Here is a 21571-nt window from a genome sequence, read left to right on the forward strand (position 1 = left end):
ACGCTGACACCCACACAGGTTAGCCCGGACCGCATCGCTCCCCATCCGATTCCGGTTTGTTATGCACCACGATATCGTCAAGCCCGCGCGGTTTGCGCACGATAGTTCTGGATTGCTTCCATATTGTCCAAAACCCAGGCCGATAGCGCAAGCAGCGGTTGCGCCAACGATTGTCCCAGCGGGGTCAGGCTGTACTCAACCTGAGGCGGGATACTGGGATGCACCTTCCGCGATACCAGGCCATCCCCCTCCAGCGACCTCAGCGTCCGCGTCAGCATCTGCTGAGAAATACCGCCAATCAGGCGTTTGAGTTCATTGAACCGTCTGGGCTGCTGAACCAGCATGGTGATGGTCATGATCGTCCACTTGTCACCCATGCGCCCGAGCATCTGGTTCACTTGCCGGCATGCCGGAAAGGTGCCGGGCTGATCGGGAGGGGTAGGTACACGCATCTGACTAGGCCCTAAATTTCTGCGTTCTTGTGCGCAAAGAGCGATAGCACACATAGGTGGTCAGGAAAACATACCGCCATTGGAGCGTCCTGATGACTGACCAAAAAACTATCGCGATCTTCGGAGCTGGCACCGGCTTGGGTGCTTCGGTTGCAGCCAGATTTGGCCGGGAGGGCTACAAGGTTGCCCTGATCGCTCGTGGCGCAGCCGGCCTTGATAAGCTCAAGGCCAAACTGGCCGAGCGGGGGATCGAGGCATTCAGCTTTCCAGCCGACCTGACCGACCTTGCAGCTATCCCATCCCTCGTGCAGGCAATCGAAGCGCAGCTTGGCCCGATCGATGTTGCCTTGTTCTCCCCCATTTCCAGCACCGCGTATTTCGTGCCGGCCGCTGATCTGAAAGCGAGCTACCTGCAGTCAGTTTCACCCCTGCTGACCTGGGCACCAATCGAGCTGGCGCATGCAGTGATGCCAGGCATGCGTTCGCGCGGCAATGGAGCGTTTATCGTGGCCGATGGGCTCTCTGCAGTTCTCCCGATTGCCGGAATGAGCGGACCTGGCCCTGCCATGGCCGCCACCCGCAACTACGTGATGACGTTGCATGACGAAGTTCAGCCAGACGGTGTGTTTGCGGGCATGCTGCATGTCGGCGCCATGATCGAGAACTCCACGGGAATGGCGGCGGCCGTGGCGGCTGGAATGGTCCTCGATTCCTTCCCTGTCGTCGATCCGGACACGCTTGCAGACGAAGTCTGGAGATTGGCGAAAGAGCGAACCCGCACAGAGGCGATACTCCCGCCGATGGCTCACTAAAATGAACTCGCTGTGGCAGCAACAGCTCGCCTGAGCTGCCTTCTATCGACTGTCGGCTTTAGTGAGAAGAGCACCAAGGCGGACAGCTCCTCCCACTTCAGGGTGCCCAGATGATCGCGAGGGTGTGGGGTGTCGCAGCACCCCCCCCCTGTCACCGTGCTGACACCCGCGCGGGATAGCCCGGACCCCATCGCTCACCATCCGATTCCGGTTTGCTATGCACCACGATATCGTCAAGCCCGCGCAGACGGCTCCCCTTCACGCCCCCGATCAGGTGACCCGCAGCGCCATGCTGCAGCTTGAGCGGAGTGAGGCGATTCATCAGGCGGCGTTCGATTCTCTGGCCTGCCTCAACCGCGTCGAGGCGCCGGTGGGCAGCCGGCTGGCGCCGTTGGAATTTCCGCTGACTGTTGCCGCGTGGAACCTTGAGCGCTGCTATTCGGTGGAGCCGTCGGCGGTGCTGCTGGCCACCACGGGCGCTGGGGTGGTGCTGGTGTCCGAGATGGACAATGGCATGGCGCGGACGGGCCAGCGCCACACGACGCGCGACATGGCGGGGTTGCTGGGCATGGCCTACGCCTATGGCGTCGAGTTTGTGGAACTGGAGCTTGGCAATGGCGTCGAACTTGAGTTCTGCGTCGATGACCACAACCGCAACGGCTTTCACGGCAATGGCATGCTCGCCGCGACTGCGCTGCAGACGCCGGTGGTGATCCGCCTGCCCGATCAGATGTTCTGGTTCAACCATGAAGTAGAGACAGCCCGCATCGGCAGCCGCTGCGCGATCGCGGCGGTGGTGGCGACGACCGAGGGGCCAGTTTGCGTGGTGTCGGTGCACCTCGAAAGCCGCGGCGACGGCGCGCATCGTGGTCATCAGATGGAGGTGTTGCTCGACACCATCAACACGCTGGTCGGCGATATGCCGGTGGTGCTGGGTGGCGACCTCAATACCGGCCTCGCCGATGGCGGCGATTTCGAAAAGGAGCCGCTGTTTGCGCTGACTGCTTCGCGCGGCTTTGCGCGTCACTCGGGCCGGCTTGAGCAGACCACCACCCGTTCCAGCCGCGTCAGCCGCGGCGCCAAGGGTACCTACAAGCTCGACTGGTTCCTGACGCGCGGGGTTATTGTGACCGGCAGCGAGATCATCGCCGCAGTCGCGCCCGACGGCGAGGTGTTGTCGGACCACGAGATGGTGGTGCTCAAGGTTAGCGGCCTTCGCGCCTGACAGAACTACCCGGCGCTACAGACCTTCATCGTCGGCTGCGACTGTGCGACCAGCGGGGACCACGTCCATCGCTTCCACCCGCTCCAGCAGCGCGGTAATCTTGTCGACGTTGGCGATATGCCTCGTTTCCATCGAGAAGTTCATCGTGATGTATTCGCGGCCGGGGCAGAAGGTGCAGATGTTGGCGGCGGGGTGCCAGGCGCCGCAATAGATCGGCTCCATCATGCCGTGGGTCATCGGGCCGTAGGTGCGGTGGGGCGGCACCAGGGTCAGCACCACGTGGACGCCGCCGTTGAAGCGCCAGAAGCGCTTGCCCGGGAGGAAGGGTGCGATGCGGTTGAGCGTCCTGAGCGCCTTGAACATCGAGTTCATCATCACTTGGAACTTGGTGATGTCTTTCTTCTCGATCTGGTCGATGGTGTCGTCGACCTTGCGGACATAGGCGACGAAGTCGTCGATCACCTCGAACTTGGCTTCGAGCGCGCGAACCCGGAAGAAATCGTCATCGGCGTCGTGGCGCTTGCCATCCAGCATGGTGTAGGCGGCGCCGATCACCTTTTTCGACATGTGCCGCTCTTCGCCCTCGCCGTTGAGCGCGTGGGTGACGAGCGCGAACATCAGCGAGCGCTGGCGCACGCCGAGCTTGTTGGCGAGGAGCCGCAGGCGGTGGCGCTTCAGCGCCAGGGTCTTGAAGCCCCAGGGCTTTTCGGCCGGCGCGAGGAGGTTGGCGAGGGTGACGTACATGAACGTCATGCCCCAGCCGCGGAGCAGGCCGTTGATGCGGGCGCCGAGGGCGACCTTGTTGGATTTGTCGCTCATGACGCCGTGGCCGGCCGAAGACGAACGCGTCAACAGCGCTGAGTCGGAGCCTTCTAGCAGCGCGTGGCTCGAACGCACCTGAATCATCGAGGCGCGGCCCATTTCATCGGGGCCGCCGCGGCGCACCACGGCGGAGACGCGGAACAGCGGCAGATCCTTGCGCTCGAAGATATCGGGGGATTTCGACACCCACTTGTCGGGATAGCCGTCGAACTCGTCGACTTCCTCGACATGGGTGATGGCATCGAGGAGGTGCTTGGGGAAAGCGTGGCCGGGGCGGGCGCCGACGAAGCCGTGCGTCAGCTGCGGCGCCAGCGCCACCATATCGGCGACGAGGTTGCCAATCGAATCCTTGTCGAAATGCGATTTCGACGCGGCAGTGAAGAACACCGTATCGCGCGCTTCGTAGAGGAACCACTGGAAATCAGTAAAAAGTGCCTGCGGGTGGCGATTGACTGCGGCCAGTGCCAGATCAAGCACTTCGGCATGATCGCTCGCAAAACTCGATGACGAGAAGCTCTTCATGGCCTGTTTCCCCCTATTTCCCTCGGCAGCGATACTAACCCACGCACGGCCCCGGTCAACGCCGGGCTCCAAACGAGGTTTCTTTCGGTACTGGGGTCCCATTATGAGGCTGAACGCTCGCTGAACGCCCTCACCGATAAGCAGCGCCGCATGGGCAAAAATGCTGTTGCCGAACGCCATTGGGAGCGGTACCCCCGGTGCACCATCAGGCGGCCGTCGATTGGAAGTTAACCGCTTGTGGTTTAGGATGGTTCCAATCTGCCAAGTCGATTTGCAGGCCGGGCAAGGTCTTCAAGGGTGTCGCGCGGCGAATTGACCTATGTCAAAGCGGCTTTGGTCCGACTAGCTAGCGTCGGACTGTGGGGTCGCCAGCGGGTGCGGATGCCCGCATCGAGAGTGTGACAATGGACTATCGCGGATTGTTCGAAGATGCCGTGGATGCGCTCCGGCAGGAAAAGCGCTACCGGGTTTTCGCCGACCTTGAGCGCATCGCCGGCCGGTTCCCGCGCGCGGTGTTCCGCGATGCGGCGGATAACGCCCGCGAGATCACCATCTGGTGCTCGAACGATTACCTCGGCATGGGGCAGAACGAAAAGGTCATCACCGCGATGCAGGAGACGGCTGGTCGTCTCGGCGTCGGCGCTGGTGGCACGCGCAACATTTCCGGCACCAACCGGCCGCTGGTCGAGCTGGAGCGTTCACTCGCCGACCTTCACCGCAAGGATGCGGCGCTGGTGTTCACTTCGGGGTTCGTTTCCAACGAAGCGGCGATTTCGACGATCGCGCGGCTCCTCCCCGATTGCATCATTTTCTCCGACCAGCTCAACCACGCCTCAATGATCCAGGGCGTGCGCCAGTCGGGTATGCAAAAGCAGATCTTCCGGCACAATGACGTCGCGCACCTCCGCGAACTTCTAGCGGCCGTCGATCGCAAGCGCCCCAAGCTGATCTGCTTTGAATCGGTCTATTCGATGGATGGCGACGTCGCCCCGATCGCCGAGATCTGCGACCTCGCCGAAGAGTTCGGCGCGCTCACCTATATCGACGAAGTGCACGCCGTGGGCCTTTACGGGCCGCGCGGCGGCGGCATTGCCGAGCGCGACGGGCTGATGGGCCGGATCGACATCATCGAAGGCACGCTGGCCAAAGGCTTTGGCGTGATGGGCGGCTATATCGCGGCCAACCGCGCGATTGTCGATGCGGTGCGCTCCTATGCACCCGAGTTCATCTTCACTACCGCCCTGCCCCCGGCGCTCTGCGCCGCGGCACGTGCGTCGATCGAGCATCTCAAGAGCTCGCAGGTCGAACGCGCGGCACAGCAGCGCCAGGCGCAGACCACCAAGGATATCCTCGCTGATGCCGGCCTGCCGGTGATGCCGACCAGCACCCATATCGTGCCGGTGATCGTGGGCGATGCGCGCGCCTGCAAGGCGGCGAGCGACATGCTGCTCGAAAAGCACAATATCTACATCCAGCCGATCAACTACCCGACCGTGCCCAAGGGCACCGAGCGGCTGCGCATCACGCCGACGCCGCTCCATACCGACGAGATGATCATCGAGCTGCGCCATGCGCTGGTGAGCGTCTGGGCCAGCCTCGAGCTGCCGCGCGAGCGGCCGACAGATAAGGTCACCGCCGAGCGGCTCTCGACCGGCGACCTGACGCTTTCCACTGCCGGCGGCTGATCGCCGTCACGCATTTGTCCTGAAAATACCCTAGGGTACGCGCATGCAGTTGCGCCTCCACACCCGCTATCAGAACTCCGCCGGGCAGCGCGTCCGGATCGTGCTCAACCTGAAGCGCATCGCCTATGAGTATGTGCCGATCGGCTCGCCCCGCGACGCTGGCTACCAGCGGCTGAACCCGCAGGGGCTGATGCCGGCCCTGGAGATTGATGGCCGCGTGGTGGCGCAGTCGATGGCGATCATCGAACTGCTCGAAGAACTGTTCCCCGCGCCCAGCATCTACCCCGCCGACCCGATCGAGCGCGCCGAGACCCGCGCTTTCGCCTATCTGATCGCGGCGGACCTCCACCCCGTGAACAACCAGCGGGTCCGCAAGTACCTCGCAGAAAAGCTTGGGGCGGATGAGGCGGGGCAGCTCGCCTGGTACCAGCACTGGGTGGCCGTGACGTTCACCAGCCTTGAAACGCAGTCGCAGCAGCGCGGCGGCGATGGGCCCTACTGCTTTGGCGCGACACCAACGCTGGCCGACGCGTGCCTTGTGCCGCAGATGGCCAATGCCCGGCGCTTTGGGTGCGACCTCACCGCCTATCCGCGGCTGGTGGCGATCGACGCGGCCTGCCGGGAGTTGCAGGCCTTCGCCGATGCCGCTCCCGAGGCGCAGCCGGACTATCCGGGTGAGACCGCCAAGGCCTGAGGCGCCAAACCGCGCCAAGGGTTGATCGATATCAAGGAGGCATCCTCCGCCTTCCATAAGGTTGCCGCGTTCCCTTACGGAGGTCCCCATGGCGATCGTCATTGTCTACGACAGCATATTCGGCAACACGCAGAAGATCGCCGAGGCCATCGCGGTGGGGCTCGCGGGCAAGGGCGAGGTGCGGCTGGTGCGCGTCAACGATGCGGCGCGGCTCGACCTGACAGACGTCGATTGCCTGATCGTCGGCTCGCCCACCCGCGGCTTTAACGCCACGCCTTCGACCAGCGATTTTGTCGAGGGCCTCGACGCCATTCTCGCGGCCGCGCGCAAGGCCGCCGCATTCGATACGCGGCTCGACCCTGAGGACATCAAGCCGGCGCCGCTGCGCTGGGTGGTGCATGCCGGCGGCTACGCCGCCGACCGCATTGCGGCCGGGCTGAAGCGCAAGGGTTTTACTTTCCTCGGCGAGCCCGAAGGGTTTCGCGTCGGCGGCACCGAGGGGCCGATGAAGCCGGGCGAGTTGGAGCGGGCGACCGCCTGGGCGGCCGCGCTGCCGATCTAAAGCGTTTCCAGGAAAAGTGGCGACGGTTTTCCGGTTCGGAAACGCGTCAAAAGAGACTCAACCCGCCAGCACGATCCGCATCAGGTCGGCGGTGTTGCGCGCACCGAGCTTTTCCATGACGCGGGCCCGGTGCACTTCGATGGTGCGGGGAGAAATCCCGAGCTCGCGGCCGGCTTCCTTGTTGGATTGGCCGTTGGTGATCAGTTCGAGCACCTCGCGCTCGCGCGGCGTCAGCTGCGCAAAACCGCGTACCTCGACCGGGCGGCGTCCGGCCGCGGGCACGCCCACATGCACGTCGCGCCGCAGCGCATGGGTCACCGCCTTCACCAGCTTTTCGGTGTCGATCGGCTTGGCGACAACATCGGCCGCTCCGGCCTTCATCGCCTCCACCGCAAAATCGACTTCGGGACGATCCTCGAGAATGAACACCGGCGCGGCATTGCGCATCGCCTTGATCTGGCGCAGCACGTCGAGCCCGCTATCCTTACCGATGTGAACATTGACCAGCACCACATCTGGCCGCCGCCGCTCGAGGGCCAGCAGAAAGCCAGCAACATCGACCGAAAACGCGGTCTGGAAGCCTTCCAGCCTGAACAGCACACTCAGCGCCTCGCAGGTCGCCGCATCCGGATCAAGAATATGAACCAGACGATCGCGATTCAAGAACGACGAATAATAGAAACTTTCGGTCATGTGCCCTCCGACAGAAACAATGACATCATGCAATTGATGCCAGATCGTCCGGTCGCGTTCCCTACACCACCCATTTGCCCGGTGGACAATTCTATACTCACTGACGGCCACTCACCTGCCTTCGGGAACAAGGTGATAACTTGCCCCTACCATGCCATAAGTGTTCTCGCCATCCGAACTAACCCCTACGTATTTAGGAGAAGCGACGATAGCTTAGGTATAGATACCGGAACAAGGATGTGTCAAGGATATTATTCCTACGCCACCTCTACCCACACATCCGGGCACTCCCGCACCAGGAACAGCCGGTCGCGGCTCAATGGGACGTGGCCGTCGGAGAGGACGGTTTCGGGGATGGGGAGGCCGATGAAGGCCTCGGCTTCGGTGGCTGGGGCGCCGGTTTCGGCCATGGTCATGGAGACCATCCGTACCGGCTGCCGCATCGCGCCATCGGCTGAGAGCGTCCAACTGGGCACCAGCCAGTAGCCGCCGTCATGGGCGATGGTATCGACCTCCAGCACCGCCCAGCTACCGTCGGCAAGTTCGATCGTCACATTGGTTTTGGAAAGCATGGTCACGTCTCGCTCCTGCACCGGTTTGAGAGGCGATGAGCGTAACCAGAAACTTGCGCCGGCGGGAGAGGCCGCTCACGTGCGCAACCAACAAAAAAAGGCGGCCCGGGTTTCCCCGGGCCGCTTCAAATCCACGCGCCTGTTCGGCGCGTCTTGCGTCAGCGCGTCTTCAGCGCGTCGCGGATTTCCATCAGCAGCTTTTCTTCGTTGGTAGGGGCCGGGGGCGCTGCGGGCGCGGCGGCTTCCTGGCGGCGGAGGCGGTTGACGCCCTTGACCACGAGGAACAGCACGAAGGCGACGATGGCGAACTTGACGATGGCGTTGATGAACATGCCGTAGTTGATGGTCGCAACGCCCGCGGCCTTGGCGGCGGCGACGGACGGGACGGCGATATTGTTGGGGTTGGAAATCACGAAGAACAGGTTCGAGAAATCGATGCCGTTCAGGATCAGGCCGATGATCGGCATGAACATGTCTTCGACGGCGGAGGACACGATGGCACCGAACGCGGCGCCGATGATCACGCCGATGGCGAGATCGAGCACATTGCCCTTGAGAGCAAAGTCCTTGAATTCCTTGAACATGGCAGTTTCCCCTTTGCTGTTCTGTTGGACAGCCCCCATGCCCTCGGCGGCGGTTGTCACTGGTCTCAACGGGTGCAAGACTCTACCAGCGGCGGGGCGATTGCAATGGCAGCGGCGTTGCGCCCCGCGACTTTAGGTGAACTTGTGAACATAAGGCGCACGGCCGATACTCGGCGGCGGAGCAAATGCGTATGCCAGAGACCGTTCTAGACCGGGAAACAACGTTTCGCAGGGCGATGGATTTCATCCCCGAGGGCGTTGCCGTGTTCGATTCGGACCTGCGGCTGGTCAGTTCCAACCAGCGCTACAGCGAATTGCTCAACCTGCCGGCGCGGCTGGTGGCGCCCGCGACGCCGCTTTACGACATTGCGCTGTTCCTCGGCCGAAGGGGCGATCTCGGCGAAGGCGATGCGGCGTTCCTAGCGGCGCAGCGCGTGCAGACGCTGACGCAATCGCCCTCGTCGGTGACGCAGCGGCTGGGTGCCCATGGGCAGACGCTCGAGTTCCACTCCTCACGCCTCCCCGATGGCGGGCTGGTGATCAGCTTTTCGGATGTCTCCGCGCGTACGGTCGCCGAAGCGCAACTGGCCAACGTCAACCAGTCGCTCGAAGGCCGGGTGGAAGAGCGCACCGCGGCGCTGGTGCAGGTCAACTCGGAACTCGAAATCGCCCGCGCCAAGGCCGATGCCGCCAACCGCGACAAGACCCGCTTTCTCGCGGCTGCCAGCCACGACCTACTGCAGCCGCTGAACGCCGCCCGGCTCTATACCTCGACGCTGGTCGAGCGGGCGGGCGGCACCGGACTTGATGACCTCGCGCACTCGATCGAGGCCTCGCTGACGGCGGTCGAGGAGATCATGTCGGCGCTGCTCGATATCTCGCGCATCGATGCGGGCGCGCTGAAGCCGGCGACCATGCCGTTCCAGGTGCGCGACCTGCTCAAGAAGATCGATGTCGAATTCGCGCCGATGGCGGTGAAGAAAGAAATTGGCCTCAGGCTGGTCGATACCTCGCTCGCGGTACTCGGCGACCGGGCGCTGGTGGCGCGCATCGTGCAAAACCTTGTTTCCAACGCCATCAAGTACACGCGGCCGGGCGGCCGGGTGCTGGTCGGGGCGCGGCTCAAGGGCCAGCGGGTGCGGATCGACATCATCGATACCGGGATCGGTTTCAACAAGGACCAGCATGCGCTGATCTTTGCCGAGTTCAGCCGGCTCGAGCACGGCGCACGCATGGCGCAGGGGCTGGGCCTCGGGCTCTCGATCGTCAAGCGGCTGGTGACGGCGCTGGGGGTAACACTGGAACTGGAAAGCGTCGAGGGGCGCGGCTCGCGCTTTTCGCTCTATCTCCCCTTTGTGCGCTCACAGAAGGTGGCGGCCGAGATCGAGCCGGTGGCGCGCGATACGAGCTCCAACCTCAATGGCCTCAGGATCCTCTGCGTCGACAACGAGCGGGCTATTCTCGATGCTATGGAAGGCCTCCTCGGCGGCTGGGGGTGCGATGTGCGCTCAGCCCGCTCGCTCAAGGATATCGACAAGGACCGGCTGCTGGTCGGCTGGCTGCCCGACCTGGTGCTGATGGACTACCACCTCGACCAGACTTCGGGGCTCGATGCGGTGGAGTGGCTGCGCCACAATGTCGGCGGGCACCTCCCCGCCGCGCTTGTCACTGCAGATCGCAGCGCGGCGGTGCGTTCGCTCGCCGAGGATCGCGGCATCACGGTGATTACCAAGCCGGTCAAGCCCGCGGCGCTCCGCGCCACCATCAGCGGGCTCGCGAGCCAGCGGCCGCGGAAGGGCATCAGGGCGGAAGAGTAGGCTCGCCTACTGGCGGTTCAGCAGCTCGGCGAACTGGCCTTCTTCGATCTTGGCCGCCGCGATCACCGCCTGGGTGCGGCTATCGACGTCGAGCTTTTGGAGGATCGCCGAAACGTGCGCCTTCACCGTCGCTTCCGAGATCGAGAGTTCATAGGCGATCTGCTTGTTCATCAGCCCGTCGCTCAGCATCATCAGCACGCGGATCTGCTGCGGGGTCAGCGAGGCGAGACGCTGCATCAGCGCCGATTGCGAGTCGTCGGAGGGCAGTTCCATGCCCTCGGGCACGTAGACCTCGCCCGACAGCACCGTCTCGATGGCGCGGCGGATATCGACCGGACCGACCGATTTGTGGAGATAGCCCGCAGCGCCAAGCTCAAACGCGCGGCGGATGACGCCGCCGTCCTCGACGGCAGAAACGATCATCACCGGGATTTCGGGAAACTGCGCCCTCAAGAGCAGCAGGCCTGAAAAGCCGCGGGCGCCGGGCATGTTGAGATCGAGCAGCACCAGGTCGCAATCGCGATCGGCCTCGAGCGCCGTGCTGACTTCGGAGAGATCGCCTGCTTCCTCGACCGAAATCGATGGGTCGCCACCGGCGAGGGTCTGGCGCAGGGCGGCGCGGAACAGCGGGTGGTCGTCAACGATGATGATGCGGCGCTTAGTCATGAACCGGCTGAACCCCTTTGGTGATGCTTCTAGCAAGCGCAGGCCCGTATTTGTATCCCCCTAAAGGTGGCAGCCGGAATTGCCGGTGCGGAAGTTGCAAATTGCACGAGGGCTTAACGTGATCTTTACCATGTTTTCCCAAGAGTAACCGAATGGTGAAGACCCATGCCGGGTCCGACCGATTCATTCAGGTGCTTGGGATCAACCGATGGCCCGCGCAAGTTCCCAGTTCCAGCCGCACGAGTATGGCCAGCCGGATCCCGGCGAGTGGCAGGATTTGCGCAGCGAACTCGTGGCGCTGCTCGACCAGGTCGAAACCCAGGTTTCCCGGGCGCGTCAGCCCGAGCCGGGGCTGGAAAGCCTCGCCGAACGGATGCGTGACCTGCGCCATCAGGTGACCGCCGTCGAGCCCGACAACCGGCACCGCGAGGCGCTGCGCTCGGTGCAGCGCGCCATCGACCGCTTCAGTGATCGCGACGAAGCACTTGGCGCCGGGATTTCGACCGGGACATCGCGCGACACGCTCGAATCGGCGATCCAGCAGATTCGCGCCCGCCATTTCTCCCAAGGGCAGGCCGCTGCGCCGGCGGCACGGGCTCCCGAGGCCGCACCACGTTTTGACGAGCTGGCACGCGCTGTCGGCGGAATTTCCGAGCGGCTCGAACGGCTCGAAGGCGAGTTGCGCGTCCAGTCCAAGGGCCAGACCGCCAACGTCAAGGAGATCGCCGATCAGGTCGGCCAGCTCTCGCATGTCGTCGAACTGCTCGCAGGAGCGGTCGGTGAAACCGGGCAGGTCAAGCGCCTCGAAGGCCAGATCGCGGGCCTCGCCAAGCTGATGACGCAGGGGCCGCAGGTCGATGTGGAAGTGCTGACGCGCCGGCTCGACGATGTGGCGACCACGGTCGGCCGGCTCGCCGATCTCCAGGTGCAGTCGGCTGCCAAGTCCGACACCAGCGGGCTTAACCAGCGGCTCGACGATGTGAGCGCCACCGTGGCGCGGCTGGCTGAACTGCAGATGCAGTATGCGAGCCGCAGCGATACCACTGGCCTGACGCAACGCTTTGACGATGTCACCGCGACGGTGGGCCGGCTGGCCGATCTGCAGGTGGAATTCGTCAACCGCGTCGACAGCAACAAGGCGGCTGCCGAGGGCGACCTCAAATCCGGCATGACCGCCATCGAAGCGGGCGTGCGCAATATTTATGACCGGATCGATGCCATCGAGCAGGCCGTCGCCTTGCCGGCGGCTGAGATCGACAACATCACCGAGCAGTTGGGCAGGATTGCCGCCGCCATGAAGGCGCCGCAGCAGCAGCCGCAGGGGCTGATCGAGCTGATCGATGCGCTCAATGTCCGCATTTCGGACATGGAGAACCACAGCCCCGAAGTGGGTGGATTGCAGCTCGACGTCGGCGCGCTGCGCAGCGCGGTGGCCGAAGCGATCGAGCCACGCTTTGCCGCGCTCGAGCAGAAGATCGGCGATCTCAGCGACAAGGTGGGCGAGCGCCCAGCCGAGATCAGTACCGCGCAGCTCGAAGCCCAGGTGCGCCAGCTGGTGGCGCGCATGGACCAGACCGGCGAACAACTCACCGGCCTTGCCAAGCTCTATTCGCAACCCGCCGATCGCGGGCCGGACCTCTCCGAACTCGCCGACCTCGTGGCGCTGCGCACCTCAGAAGTGGTGGCGCGCGCCGAGGCTTTGGCCGCCCCAGTCTTTGGTGAGCCCGAATATGCCGAGATCGAAAAGCGCGTGTCCCGCATCATGGCCTCGGCCGCCAAGGAAGGCCCGAGCGAAGACATCTCGGCGCTGAACTCCACCATCCGTGAAGTCAGCGAGCGCCTGCAGCGCATCGAAGCCTCGCTGGTGCAGCCGGAAGCGACAACACCGGTTTCGACGGCGCCGGCTCAATCGACAGCTTTGACCGCGGCCGCACCGCTCGTCGCTCCGACTGTCGAGCCGGTAGCAGAAGTCGATGATCCGCTGGCCCCGCTGCTCGATTGGATCGAGAGCGAAGACGCCGCAGCGTCCCTCATCGCCAGCCCGGCCCCGCGCCGTGATGCGATGCCGGCCAACCCGTCACTCGAAGCGCCACTGCGCGACAAGCCGTTCGGCGATCCGATGCCGCAGGCGATCATTCCCGATCCCTTCGCCACAGCGCGCCCCCGCCATCCCGGCCTCGACGATGCACCGGCTGCCGTCCCGGCACGTCCGGTGTTCGACCCCGCCTCGATCGAGCGCCCGCCGCAGCCGCGCTCGAGCCTTGAGCAGGTGGTGGAGAGCTTTGCCGCCGCCGCTGCCCCTTCGGCGCCCAGCGTCAAGCCGGCCGAAGATACGCCGCCCCCGCCCTCACGCAGCACCTTCATCGAGGCGCACCGCCGCGCTGTGCGCCAGACCAGCGGCGCAAAGCCCGTGATCGCTGCGGCCGAAAACACGCTGATCGGCAAAGCCTTCGCCCGCTTCAACGCCACCCGCATCGCGGCTGAAGCCAAATCGTCCGAGATGAAGCCGGTCGAGCCCGTGCCCGCACCTCCGGCCATTGCTCCCAAGGTCAAGGCAGAAAAGCCCGCCAAGCCGGTCAAGGAGAAGCCGGTCAAGCCGCAGCGCAAGCTTGCTGGCGATAAGCCCGCCCCCACCGCCTGGCAGCCCGATGATGCCGCTCCGCGTGTGCTGCCGGCGGCGCCCGAGCCGTCGCTGGTGTCGCTCGATGCCATGGACACCGCTGCCGCAAGCCTAGCGGCTGACGCCGGAGGCGAAAGCTTCCTCTTGCGCCACCGCCGCCCGATCATTCTGGCCGCCATGCTCGCCGTGTTCGCCTGCGGCGCGATCTACCTGGTCAACAAGCGCCTCGAGGGTCCGAGCGGCGACACCGCCGCAGACGGCACCGCGCAGACTGTCAGCGACGCTGCGCTGACCGCCACCCCGATGGCCGAACAGGCCGGCGCTATCGCCACTGAGCCGCGCAAGATCCCGATGGTCGATACGCTGACCACCGGTTCGATCGACCCGTCGGCCGCGCAGGGGTTTGTTCCGGCCGCCAAGATGCCGGCGCTCAATTCGGCCTTTGTGGCTGCGACAGAAGTTGCAGCGGCCGACCCGAACGCGACAGAAGTCGCAAGTCTTTCCAGCGACGTCGCGCCGCTTCCCGGGGCGCTCGAAAGCCCGGTGCAGGTCGAAATGCCGCCCGAGGCGCTCGGGCCGGACTCGCTTCGCAAGGCCGCCGCCAGTGGCGATGCGCGCGCGCAGTTCGAGATCGCCGCGATCTACACCGAAGGCCGCGCCGTGCCCGAGGACCTGAAGTCGGCCGCGATCTGGTACGAGCGGGCCGGCAGCCAGGGCTTTGCTCCGGCACAATACCGGCTCGGCAACCTCTACGAACATGGCGATGGCGTCGAAAAGGATCTGGCGCAGGCTCGCCTGTGGTATCAGCGCGCCGCCGAAGCGGGCAACCGCATGGCGATGCACAATCTCGCCGCGCTCTATGCCGGTGGCGGGCTCGGAACGCAGCAGTTCGACGCTGCCGCCAAGTGGTTCGAAGAAGCCGCCAACCGTGGCATGAAGGACAGCCAGTTCAACCTCGGGATGCTCTATGCCCGTGGTCTCGGCGTCACGCAGAACCTCGAAGTCTCCTACAAGTGGTTCTCGCTCGCTGCCGCCAAGGGCGACAAGGATGCGGCCAAGGCGCGCGACGATATCGCTGCCTCGCTCGACGCACAGACCGTGCAGCGCCTCAATGGTGAAGTCGCCGCCTGGAAGCCGATCAGCATCGACCTCGTCGCCAATTTTGCCCCGATCGGCACCTGGACGACGAACTTCGATCCCGGCGCGCCGATCGCCACGATCGCCGTGGTCAAGGGCGTGCAGACCGTCCTCGGCCTCCTCGGCTACGATATCGGCGTGCCCGATGGGGTTGCCGGCCCGAAGACCGCTGACGCCATTCGCTCGTTTGAGCGCGCGACCGGCATGAACGAGACCGGCACGGTCAATCCGCGCCTCCTCGCCGTGCTTGGCAGCCAGCCGGTGTAATCTGCTGGCTGGCAACGTCCCCTTCGTAAATTGCTGCTAAAGCTCGACTGACTCTTCGCAATTGTCGCAATTCCGACGCCGCATCCCGCTAGGCCCGGAACTGCTCTAGCGCTGGACCCGAGCCGTTGCAGATCTATCTGCCGATCGCCGAACTTTCGATGAACCTGTTCTTCCTCGTGGGGGTCGGCGGGGCAGTGGGATTTCTGTCGGGTCTGTTCGGGGTGGGCGGTGGGTTCCTGCTGACCCCGCTGCTGATCTTTTCCGGCGTCTCGGCTCCGGTGGCGGTCGCCTCGGTAACCGGCCAAGTGGTCGCGGCCTCAACATCCGGGGCGTTGAGCTATTACCGACGCGGGCTGATTGACCTGCATCTGGCGCTCTATTTGGTGCTCTCAGGTGTACTAGGCGCCTTCGGCGGCGTCGCGACGTTCCAGGTGCTGCGCGCCAATGGCCAGCTCGATCTGGTCATTTCCGTGGGCTTTCTGGTGCTGCTGGGCTTTGTCGGTACGCTGATGATGATCGAGGCGGTGCGCTCCATCCTCAAGCGCCGCGCCGGCATCGTGGTGCGCGAAAAGCTGCCCAACCAGCACAACTGGTTCCATGGCCTGCCGCTCCGCATTCGCTTCAAACGCTCGCGGCTTTACATCAGCGTCATCCCGGTGATCGTGCTTGGCGTGGCGATCGGCTTTGTTGGCTCGCTGTTGGGCATCGGCGGCGGCTTTATCCTCGTGCCGGCGCTGGTCTACCTGTTGCGGGTGCCCGGCAACATGGTGATCGGCACCTCGCTCCTACAGGTGGTGGCGATGATGGCGGCAACGACCATCCTCCATGCCGTTTCGAGCCAGAGCGTCGATATCCTGCTCGCCTTCTGCCTGATGGTCGGTGGCACGATCGGGGCTCAGTTTGGCGCCTCGGCCGGCAAATACCTGCGCGGTGAGCAGTTACGCGCGCTCCTGGCACTGCTTGTGCTTGCGGTGGCGATCCGCTTCGGCCTGTCGCTGATCCTTGCTCCGTCAGATGCCTATTCGACGGCTGTGCTGGGGTCGGGGGGCTGAGATGAGGCTTCTCCTGGCGGCCGGATTGATGCTTGTGCTGGTGCTCCCTGCGGGCGCGCAGCAGATCATCTCGCAGGTCAGCCGCGAAGAAGTGGCCATCACCTCTAGTTTTACTGGCGAAACGCTGACGCTGTTCGGCTCGATCGAGCCCGAGGCGGGGTCCACAGAGGCTGTGTCCGGCCCGTTCCACATGATCATCACCGTCACCGGCCCGCTGCAGAACCGGGTGGCACGGCGAAAGACTAACGAGTTCGGCATCTGGCTCAATACCGCCGAAGTGACGTTCGAGGCCTTCCCCTCGTTCTACCAGGTGCTGTCCGACACCCATATCGACGACATCACCGACAAGGTGACGCTGGCCGAGCGCGAGATCCCGCTCGAAAACCAGGCGCGCTATTCGGCCAAGGCCGGCTGGTGGAACTCGCTGGTGTTCGGCAGCGAGCTGGTGCGGCTGATGCAGCAAAAGGGCCAGTTCAAGCTCAACGAGCAGGCGGTGGTGTTCCGCTCCGACACGTTCTACTTCGCCCAGGTGAGCCTTCCCGGTGACGCGCCTCCCGGCGCCTATATCGCCCACTCGTATCTCTTCAAAGACAAGCAGTTGATTGCTGAAAAGACCGATGGATTTTCGGTCAGGAAGATTGGCTTCGAACGCTTCCTCGGCCAATCCGCCCGCCAGTTCCCGCTGCTTTACGGGTTGGTTTGCGTGGTGCTGGCGCTGTTCGTCGGCTGGCTCGGTGGCGTGGTGTTCAAGCGGTAGAGACTAGTCCTCGCTGCGCCGCTTGATCAGACGGACGTTGCGGGCAAGGTAGGCCTCGCGGCGATGGACGACGTGAACCACCAGAACGAACTGTCCCCGGTCATCTCGCTCCAGTTCACAAACCAGCCGGTAGTCCCCAACCCGGAGCTTCCAGAAGCCGGCTAGATTTTCAGAATACGGAACCAACCTTTGGCGGGCGTCGTCCACTAGTTTAAGGTCAGCCACGGTTCGGCGAATACGCTCCTGCACCTTGGTATCGAGGTGCGTCAGATCCTCCAGGGCCTTTCTGTGCCACTCAACCCTGGTCGGCACTTGGAGTCAGCCCGAGAATTTTCCATACCTCGTCATCCGGGATTGTCTCATACGGCTTCGAAAGCCGCTCTTTGACGACGTAATAGTCCTCAAGCTCTTCCAACCGATCTATGATTGCGTCTCGCATATGCTGACTTGGGTTCAAGCCGTGCGCCTTGGCAAGCTCAGCCCAGCGCTGCTTGACGTCATCGTCTATCCGAACGCTCACCGTCTTCATTGTCATACATGTCCTGTTTGTCGGAAATGTATGACAAGCAAGACAGACATTCAAGCGGCAGGCGACAGACAGTACTGACTAGCCTGAGGGGCGCTCGTCAGAGAGGCGCCTGGCGAACCTGACCTGAGGTCGCAGTCCCTACCAGTCGGCGCCCATCCACAGCGCGCCAGTCTCCGCGAGGCTTGGGTAGATCAGTTCGCGGAAGCCCTGGCTTTCCCAGAAGGCGCGGCCGCCGGGGTTGGTGCGGCTGACGCCGACATGGGTCTTGCGGCCAGCGTCACCGGCGGCCTCGCGCCAGGCCTGCATCAGACGCGTGCCGACGCCCTGCCGGCGCAGGCGGGGCAGAAGGTTCATGTGCATGTGGGCGGGGTAGTGCGCCACCACTTCGGGCTGCGCCCGTTCGGGGTGGCGGATCTGGTGGATGTAGGCAGTGTCGGCGGCAGTCCATGGCGCGCCCTCGCCTGCCGGTGGGGCGTATTGCGCCTGCAACTCCGGCCACCACTCGCGGGCGAGCCGCGCCTGAAAGGCCAGTGTGTCGGTGACCCCGACGAGATACCCGGCAACGCCTTCGTCATCGACGGCCACCATGGCCAGCCGGGGCTCCAGCACCGCATAGGGCGCCACGTAGAGGTGGCCGATCAGTTTGGGGTCGCTGTGGAGCGCCGTGGCATCCTTGCCGGCATCGCCGGTCTTGAGAGCAATCTCGTAGCAGGCGTCAAGGTCCGCTGCAGCGACCGGGCGAATAGTGATCATAAAATGCTCCGTTGCGGCCTTAGTACCCGTCGTACCCGGCGACGAGCCGCCTGGGGCTCACCGGGTAGACCTTGCCGCGGCCGATCATCGCGACTTCGAGCGCTGACCAGTCAAACAAATCGAGAAAGGCGGGGGACAAAATGTTGAGCGACCCGGTCGAGGCGCCATAGGCGGGCAGCACCAGGGTCTGGTTATCATGGACAAAGCAGGGCCGCCGCACCGAACGGCCGTTAATGCTTACCTGCGCAGCAGGGTGAAGATGCCCGCCCACCAGCCCGCGCGTGCCGCGCCTCGGCTCATGGGTGAGCGTCAGCCCGGAGCGCTCGAGCACCGTGATGCCGGTGCTACCCAGCGCATGCGGCGCCCGGTCATGGTTGCCGGATATCCAGGTCCAGCGCGCCCAGCCCATCAGCATGTCGAGCCGCAGGCGATCGGCGTCGAGCAGCGTTGTCGCGCCCACGTCGCGGTGAAAACTGTCGCCCAGCGCGATCACTTCGGCGGCGCCAGTGGCGACAAGGTCGGCTTCGAGCCGCTTCAGCGTCATGGCGGTATCATAGGGGGGCAGCAGGCTGCCGCGGCGAGCGAAGGACGACAGCTTTTCGAGATGGAGGTCAGCGACCAGCAGCGCCTGCTCGGCGGCCCAGTAGAGGGCGCCGGATGGCAAGGCTTCAAAACTCTGTCCGGCAAAGTTCAGCAGCACGGCTTCTGGCTCTGCCTCCGGCTGCAGGCTTGCGGCTGTCGCCCATCTCGACGTCAATTGCGTCCCATCGCCTCTCTGATCAGCTCGTCGGCGGCGTCGGCCATGGCGCTCTCGCGCGCCTCGCCGTCGACCGGCACTTTGCCGATATCCAGAAGTACCGGTACCGCCAAAGGCGAGATTCGGTCGAGCGGCTTGTGCACGATGTGCCCATTGATCCGCGACAGCATGTGCCCCAGCCTTTCGATATCGAGCAGCCCGCGCGCCGCATCGCGCCGCGTCGCCTGAATCAGGATGTGATCGGGCTCGTGCTGGTACAGCACGTCGTAGATGATATCGGATGACACAGTGATCTGCCGCCCGGTCTTTTCCTTGCCCGGATGCCGCCGTTCGATCAGGCCGGCGATGATGGCGCAGTTGCGGAAGGTGCGGCGCATCAGCTGGCTTTCATCCAGCCACGCCTCGAGATCGTCGCCCAGCATGTCCTCGTCGAACAGGTCATCGAGCGAGAGACGACCGGTGCGGATCAGCGCGCCCATATCGCCCAGCCCCCAGATGGCGAGCGAATAGTCGGATGCCACGAAACCCAGCGGCCGCGCACGCGCCCGCTCCAGACGCCGGGTCAACAGCATGCCCAGCGTCTGGTGGGCGAGCCGGCCCTCGAACGGGTAGCAGATGAGGTAGTTCTGCGCGCCGCGGGGAAAGGTCTCGACGAGCAAGGACTCCGGCTGCGGCAGGAGCGAAACCTCCTGCTGCAGGCGCAGCCAGTCGCTCACCTGATCGGGCAAGAGGTGCCATTGGTCGGGGTGAGCGAGGAGCTTCCGCACGCCTTCGGCGAGGAAGGTCGAGAGCGGGAACTTGCCGCCCATGTAGGAGGGGATTTTCGGGTCCTTGCCCTGGGACCGGCTGACATAGGCTTCGGTCTCGACCATGCCCTCATATGCGACGATCTCGGAACCGAAGAGGAAGGTGTCGCCCTTGGTGAGAGTGGTGAAGAAGTACTCTTCCATTTCCCCCAGAACGCGACCACCCCGGCCGATCGGGCCGGTGGTGGCGCCCTTGGTGAAGCCCCTGCCCCGCACCAGCCGCACCTTGACCATCGCTTCTTCAACGATGGTGCCGATGTTCAACCGATATTGCTGGGCAATGCCGGGATTAGAGATGCGGAACTTGCCGTCTTCGGTGCGCTTCAATTTGGCGTAGCGCTCGTAGGCGCGGAGCGCATAGCCGCCGGTGGCGACGAAATCGACCACCCGCTCGAACTGCTCCCAGCTCAGGTCTCGATAGGGCCAGGCCCGGCAGATTTCCTCGTGCAGGGCCACCGGCTCGAACGGCGCCGCGCAGGCCATGCCCAATATGTGCTGGGCCAGCACATCAAGACCGCCCGAGACTGGGTCCTCGCTATCCTGGTCGCCGCGTTCAACCGCCTCGAGCGCCGCCTCGCATTCGAGTACCTCGAAGCGGTTGGAGGGAACGAACAGCGCCTTTGAGGGCTCGTCGAGCCGGTGATTGGCGCGGCCGATGCGCTGCAGCATGCGCGAGGCGCCCTTGGGGGCGCCGATCTGGACCACGAGATCGACGTCGCCCCAGTCGATGCCGAGATCGAGGGTAGAGGTGCAGACCACGGCGCGGAGCCGCCCCTCGCTCATCGCCGCCTCGACCTTGCGCCGCTGCTCGACCGCCAGCGAGCCGTGATGCATGGCGATGGGGATCATTTCCTCATTGGCCTGCCACAGCTCCTGGAACAGCATTTCGGCCTGCGAGCGGGTGTTGACGAAGAGCAGCGTGGTTCGGTGCTGCTTGATCGTCTCATAGAGTTCGGGGATGGCGTATTGCGCCGAGTGGCCGGCCCAGGGGACGCGCTCCTCGCTCTTGAGGATCGCAATATTGGGCCGCGCGCCGCCGCTGGCAGAGAGCAGCCGCGTCTCGGAGCTTGGCAACAGGTTGCCGATCCAGTCGCGCAAGAGATCGGGCCGGGCGACGGTGGCGCTCAGCGCCGTGATGCGCAACTGCGGCGCGAGGGTCGTCAGGCGGGCCAGCCCCAGCGACAGCAACTCGCCGCGCTTGCTGGTCACAAGCGCGTGGAGTTCGTCGAGCACCACCCGCCGCAGCGAGCCGAACAGCGTTGCCGCATCCGGATGGCTCAAGAGCAGCGCCAGCTGCTCGGGCGTGGTCAGAAGGATCGCGGGCGGGTCGTAGCGCTGACGCTGCCGCCGCGAGGCGGGCGTGTCACCTGTCCGCGCCTCGACCCGGATCGGCAGCCCCATCTCGCCGATTGGCGTCATCAGGTTACGCTGCACGTCCACCGCCAGCGCCTTCAAGGGCGACAGATAGAGCGTGTGGAGGCCCGGCATCGGGTTGGCGATCAAGTCATTCAGGGTGGGCAGAAACCCCGCCAGGGTCTTCCCGGCCCCGGTCGGCGCGATCAGCAGCGCCGAAGCCCCCGCTTCTGTGGCTTCCAGCATATCGAGCTGATGCGCGCGCGGCGCCCAGCCTTTCTGCGCAAACCAGTCAACGATCTGGGGGTAGAGAGGCAAAGGATGTTCCCTATTTGTGCACATTATGGTGACGTCAGCGTTATGCGGCAAGCCTCTGCGTACTTGTGGTCATTTGCCCCCGGGTCGAAATCCCGTAGTAGACTGCCTGTCGGAGG

20 protein-coding genes are annotated in these 21571 nt (G+C 64.4%); 9 read left to right on the top strand and 11 right to left on the bottom strand.

What is annotated here, in order from left to right; genetic code table 11:
• Window positions 1-77: 77 nt before the first annotated feature.
• Window positions 78-452, bottom strand: a complete 375-nt coding sequence (locus ACO06J_RS11905) for a winged helix-turn-helix transcriptional regulator (protein WP_421760932.1) — start codon at window positions 450-452, stop codon at window positions 78-80.
• A 92-nt stretch (window positions 453-544) separates the two neighbouring features.
• On the opposite strand from ACO06J_RS11905, the gene ACO06J_RS11910 reads away from it, so the two are divergent.
• Both ACO06J_RS11910 and ACO06J_RS11915 read left to right on the top strand, forming a co-directional pair.
• Window positions 545-1264, top strand: coding sequence for an SDR family NAD(P)-dependent oxidoreductase (locus ACO06J_RS11910; RefSeq protein WP_421760933.1), 720 nt, complete (start codon window positions 545-547; stop codon window positions 1262-1264).
• A 217-nt stretch (window positions 1265-1481) separates the two neighbouring features.
• On the top strand, window positions 1482-2489 hold the full coding sequence (locus tag ACO06J_RS11915; protein ID WP_421760934.1) for an endonuclease/exonuclease/phosphatase family protein: 1008 nt from the start codon (window positions 1482-1484) through the stop codon (window positions 2487-2489).
• Between the two features lie 15 nt (window positions 2490-2504).
• On the opposite strand, the gene ACO06J_RS11920 is transcribed toward ACO06J_RS11915, so the two are convergent.
• On the bottom strand, window positions 2505-3833 hold the full coding sequence (locus ACO06J_RS11920) for a hypothetical protein (protein ID WP_421760935.1): 1329 nt from the start codon (window positions 3831-3833) through the stop codon (window positions 2505-2507).
• A 404-nt stretch (window positions 3834-4237) separates the two neighbouring features.
• On the opposite strand from ACO06J_RS11920, the gene hemA reads away from it, so the two are divergent.
• From hemA to ACO06J_RS11935, 3 genes are all read left to right on the top strand, one after another.
• A complete protein-coding gene (gene hemA / locus ACO06J_RS11925; protein ID WP_421760936.1) occupies window positions 4238-5518 on the top strand; it encodes a 5-aminolevulinate synthase in 1281 nt (426 codons plus the stop codon).
• A gap of 43 nt (window positions 5519-5561) precedes the next feature.
• Window positions 5562-6212, top strand: coding sequence for a maleylacetoacetate isomerase (gene maiA, locus ACO06J_RS11930; RefSeq protein WP_421760937.1), 651 nt, complete (start codon window positions 5562-5564; stop codon window positions 6210-6212).
• Between the two features lie 88 nt (window positions 6213-6300).
• Window positions 6301-6774, top strand: a complete 474-nt coding sequence (locus ACO06J_RS11935; protein ID WP_421760938.1) for a flavodoxin family protein — start codon at window positions 6301-6303, stop codon at window positions 6772-6774.
• Between the two features lie 57 nt (window positions 6775-6831).
• Here ACO06J_RS11935 and ACO06J_RS11940 read toward each other — a convergent pair whose 3' ends face one another.
• From ACO06J_RS11940 to mscL, 3 genes are all read right to left on the bottom strand, one after another.
• On the bottom strand, window positions 6832-7467 hold the full coding sequence (locus ACO06J_RS11940) for a response regulator transcription factor (RefSeq protein WP_421760939.1): 636 nt from the start codon (window positions 7465-7467) through the stop codon (window positions 6832-6834).
• A 257-nt stretch (window positions 7468-7724) separates the two neighbouring features.
• Complete coding sequence (locus ACO06J_RS11945) at window positions 7725-8045, bottom strand: hypothetical protein (RefSeq protein WP_421760940.1); 321 nt, start codon at window positions 8043-8045, stop codon at window positions 7725-7727.
• Window positions 8046-8197: 152 nt separating this feature from the next.
• Entirely contained in the window at window positions 8198-8623 is a 426-nt protein-coding gene (mscL, locus tag ACO06J_RS11950; protein WP_421760941.1) for a large conductance mechanosensitive channel protein MscL, read from the bottom strand.
• Window positions 8624-8814: 191 nt separating this feature from the next.
• Between mscL and ACO06J_RS11955 the strand changes: the two genes are divergently transcribed.
• Window positions 8815-10440, top strand: coding sequence for a hybrid sensor histidine kinase/response regulator (locus ACO06J_RS11955; RefSeq protein ID WP_421760942.1), 1626 nt, complete (start codon window positions 8815-8817; stop codon window positions 10438-10440).
• Window positions 10441-10446: 6 nt separating this feature from the next.
• Here the strand turns inward: ACO06J_RS11955 and ACO06J_RS11960 are convergent, their stop codons facing one another.
• The gene (locus tag ACO06J_RS11960) at window positions 10447-11106 is read right to left on the bottom strand and encodes a response regulator (protein WP_421760943.1); all 660 of its coding nucleotides are present in this window, start codon (window positions 11104-11106) and stop codon (window positions 10447-10449) included.
• A 208-nt stretch (window positions 11107-11314) separates the two neighbouring features.
• Between ACO06J_RS11960 and ACO06J_RS11965 the strand changes: the two genes are divergently transcribed.
• From ACO06J_RS11965 to ACO06J_RS11975, 3 genes are all read left to right on the top strand, one after another.
• Window positions 11315-15130, top strand: a complete 3816-nt coding sequence (locus tag ACO06J_RS11965) for a peptidoglycan-binding protein (RefSeq protein ID WP_421760944.1) — start codon at window positions 11315-11317, stop codon at window positions 15128-15130.
• Between the two features lie 125 nt (window positions 15131-15255).
• On the top strand, window positions 15256-16182 hold the full coding sequence (locus ACO06J_RS11970; RefSeq protein WP_421760945.1) for a sulfite exporter TauE/SafE family protein: 927 nt from the start codon (window positions 15256-15258) through the stop codon (window positions 16180-16182).
• Between the two features lies 1 nt (window position 16183).
• Entirely contained in the window at window positions 16184-16939 is a 756-nt protein-coding gene (locus ACO06J_RS11975; protein WP_421760946.1) for a TIGR02186 family protein, read from the top strand.
• A gap of 3 nt (window positions 16940-16942) precedes the next feature.
• Here the strand turns inward: ACO06J_RS11975 and ACO06J_RS11980 are convergent, their stop codons facing one another.
• From ACO06J_RS11980 to ACO06J_RS12000, 5 genes are all read right to left on the bottom strand, one after another.
• Window positions 16943-17251 carry a type II toxin-antitoxin system RelE family toxin gene (locus ACO06J_RS11980; protein WP_421760947.1) on the bottom strand — a complete coding sequence of 103 codons (309 nt, stop codon included), beginning with the start codon at window positions 17249-17251 and terminating at the stop codon, window positions 16943-16945.
• Entirely contained in the window at window positions 17235-17468 is a 234-nt protein-coding gene (relB, locus tag ACO06J_RS11985; RefSeq protein ID WP_421760948.1) for a type II toxin-antitoxin system RelB family antitoxin, read from the bottom strand. Before relB ends, ACO06J_RS11980 begins: the two co-directional genes overlap by 17 nt.
• Window positions 17469-17606: 138 nt before the next feature.
• Window positions 17607-18221: a GNAT family N-acetyltransferase gene (locus ACO06J_RS11990; protein ID WP_421760949.1), complete on the bottom strand. Its 615-nt coding sequence runs from the start codon at window positions 18219-18221 to the stop codon at window positions 17607-17609.
• A 19-nt stretch (window positions 18222-18240) separates the two neighbouring features.
• Complete coding sequence (gene pdeM / locus ACO06J_RS11995; RefSeq protein WP_421760950.1) at window positions 18241-18978, bottom strand: ligase-associated DNA damage response endonuclease PdeM; 738 nt, start codon at window positions 18976-18978, stop codon at window positions 18241-18243.
• On the bottom strand, window positions 18975-21479 hold the full coding sequence (locus ACO06J_RS12000; protein WP_421760951.1) for a ligase-associated DNA damage response DEXH box helicase: 2505 nt from the start codon (window positions 21477-21479) through the stop codon (window positions 18975-18977). Before ACO06J_RS12000 ends, pdeM begins: the two co-directional genes overlap by 4 nt.
• Between the last annotated feature and the right edge of the window lie 92 nt (window positions 21480-21571).

The organism is Devosia sp., from assembly GCF_965229025.1.
Classification (GTDB): Bacteria; Pseudomonadota; Alphaproteobacteria; order Rhizobiales; family Devosiaceae; genus Devosia_A.